Source organism: Marinimicrobium sp. UBA4509 (assembly GCF_002388575.1).
Taxonomy (GTDB): Bacteria; Pseudomonadota; Gammaproteobacteria; order Pseudomonadales; family Cellvibrionaceae; genus Marinimicrobium; species Marinimicrobium koreense.
On sequence record NZ_DGMV01000024.1, the window covers coordinates 2,649 to 5,028 of the forward strand.

Here is a 2,380-nt window from a genome sequence, read left to right on the forward strand (position 1 = left end):
GTAGGGCGGATAAGGCCGAAGGCCGCATCCGCCGTAACCCAAGCCCACCGCATCCGCCGTAACCCCATGTTGAAACTTACCACCGAACCAACCAACACTGATGAATCTTCGGATTCCGCTGAAAATCCTTATCGATGGTCTGGCCGGTAATGTCTTCGAGCTGATACGCACTCAACGCGTCCTGATCCATCACAAACGTACGCAAATTGGTGGAGAAAATCAGGGTTCCGCCTTTTGCCAAGGCCTTCATGGCGCCGTCGATCAGGGCCACATGGTCCCGCTGAATGTCCAGTACGCCGGGCATTTTCTTCGAGTTGGAGAAGCTCGGTGGATCGAGCAGAATCAGGTCGAATTCCTGCTCGTTGGTTTTCAGCCACTCCACGCAGTCGGCCTGTTCTGTGCGGTGCTTGGTGTCACTCAGGCCGTTCAGGGCCAGGTTGTTGCGGGCCCACTTCAGGTAGGTATTGGACATATCCACACTGAGAGTGAACCGGGCGCCACCCAGGGCGGCGTGAACGCTGGCGCTGGCGGTGTAGCAGAACAGGTTCAGAAAGCGTTTGTTGTTCGCCATTTCGGCGATTTTCAGTCGTACCGGGCGATGATCGAGGAATAATCCGGTATCCAGATATTGCCAGAGGTTGACCTGAATCCGCGCCTGGCCTTCGATGACGTTGATGATCTCGCCGTCGGGGCGCTCGGCGAGTTTCTGGTACTGGCTGCCGTCGGAGTGCTTGTGCCGGCGGCGCTGTTTGTAGCTGACCCGGTCCGGGTGAATATCCAGAGCGCGAGGGATGGCTGCCTGAATCTCCGCGAAGCGCTGTTCGGCCCGGGCTTCGTCCACGGATTTGGGGGCGGCGTACTCCTGAACGTGAGCATAGAGCTCGCCCTGTTCGGAGCGGTACAGGTCAATGGCCGCCGAGTACTCGGGCATATCCGCATCGTAGAGCCGATAAGCGTTAATACCGTCTTCGGAGCCGCGGCGCTGCTTTTTCGCCCACTTCGCCAGCTGTTTCAGGTTCTTTTGCAGCCGGTTGGCCAGCATCTGTGCGCCGGAGGACAGTGGGGCGTCGGCCTCGAGCTCGGCTTTCAGGGGCTTGGGTGCGGCGCTGACGAACTGGCTTTCCTCGACGGAGAACATCAGTAGTTCGGCGGGCAGGGTGCCGTTATAGAGGCGGTATTTCTTTTCCGCCCGCAGGCCCATCTGTTTGCCCAGCTCGGGGTTGCCGGTGAAGATGCCCGCGCGCCAGCCTTTGAATTCGGTTTTCAGTCGCTCACCCAGGTGGTGATACAGCAACTTCAGGGACTCGACATCACCCAGGCGCTCGCCGTAGGGCGGGTTGGTGATCACCAGGCCGGGTTCAAGCACCTTGTGGGTGGGCTGTTTGAGGTCGGCCAGCTCCTTGCGACTGACTCGCAGCCAGTCGTCCAGTTCGGCCTGGATGATGTTGTCTTCCGCCGCGCGGATGACGGACAGATTGGCGTCGTAGCCGCGGATTTCCGGGCGGGATTTGGCGAGGCCGGCGCGTTTGCGGGCAATGGCTTCTTCGCGCAGCTCGAGCCAGATGTCATTGCGGTGATTGAGCCACTGCTCAAACCCAAACCGGGCGCGGCCCAGGCCGGGCGCGATGTCCGCGGCGATCAGGGCGGCTTCCACCAGCAGGGTGCCGGAGCCGCACATGGGGTCGATCAATGCGCCACCACGGGCGGCGATGTCCGGCCAACCGGCGCGCATGAGGACTCCGGCCGCCAGGTTTTCCTTCATCGGGGCGGTGCCCTGTTTGGTGCGGTAGCCCCGACGGTGCAGGCTTTCCCCAGACAGGTCCAGGCTAATGGTGACTTTGCCTTTGTTCAGGCGGGCATTGATGCGCAGGTCCGGGTGCTGTTTGCTGACCGACGGGCGATCACCGGTAACGTCGCGAATGCGATCGACAATGGCGTCCTTGATTTTCAGGGCGCCAAACTGGGTGTTGCGAATGGCGCCGCTGCTGCCGATGAAATCCACCAGCAGGGTGCTCTGGGGACCCAGGTGTTCTTCCCAGGGGATGTTTCTTGCGCCATTGTAAAGGGTGTTCTGGTCACCGACGGGAAATTCCGCCAGGGGCAGCAGGATCTTGTTGGCCAGGCGTGACCAGAGGCAGGCCTGATAGGCGAGGGCAATGTCCCCTTCAAAGGCGACGCCGGCCACGGTTTCCTTGAGGTGTTGGGCGCCAATGGCGTCCAGTTCCTGGTACAACAGTCCTTCAAGGCCCTTGGGGCAGGTGGCAAACAGATTCATAGATATCATCAGTTGTTTTTGGGACGGCCTGGTGCCGGTGTGTGCGTTGGGTTGTGGTTACGGCGGATGCAGTTGAAGTCGCGGTAACGGCGGATGCGGGCTTCG

General features: G+C 60.7%; 1 protein-coding gene. It reads right to left on the reverse strand.

Annotated elements, in window-relative coordinates; translation table 11 throughout:
* Positions 1–76: 76 nt before the first annotated feature.
* Complete coding sequence (rlmKL, locus tag B3520_RS02610) at positions 77–2,284, reverse strand: bifunctional 23S rRNA (guanine(2069)-N(7))-methyltransferase RlmK/23S rRNA (guanine(2445)-N(2))-methyltransferase RlmL (protein ID WP_286807683.1); 2,208 nt, start codon at positions 2,282–2,284, stop codon at positions 77–79.
* Positions 2,285–2,380 lie beyond the last annotated feature (96 nt).

Coding starts and splice junctions, on each gene's coding strand:
- rlmKL (WP_286807683.1), bottom strand. CDS start 2,284: ATGATATCTATGAATCTGTTTGCCACCTGCCCCAAGGGCCTTGAAGGA.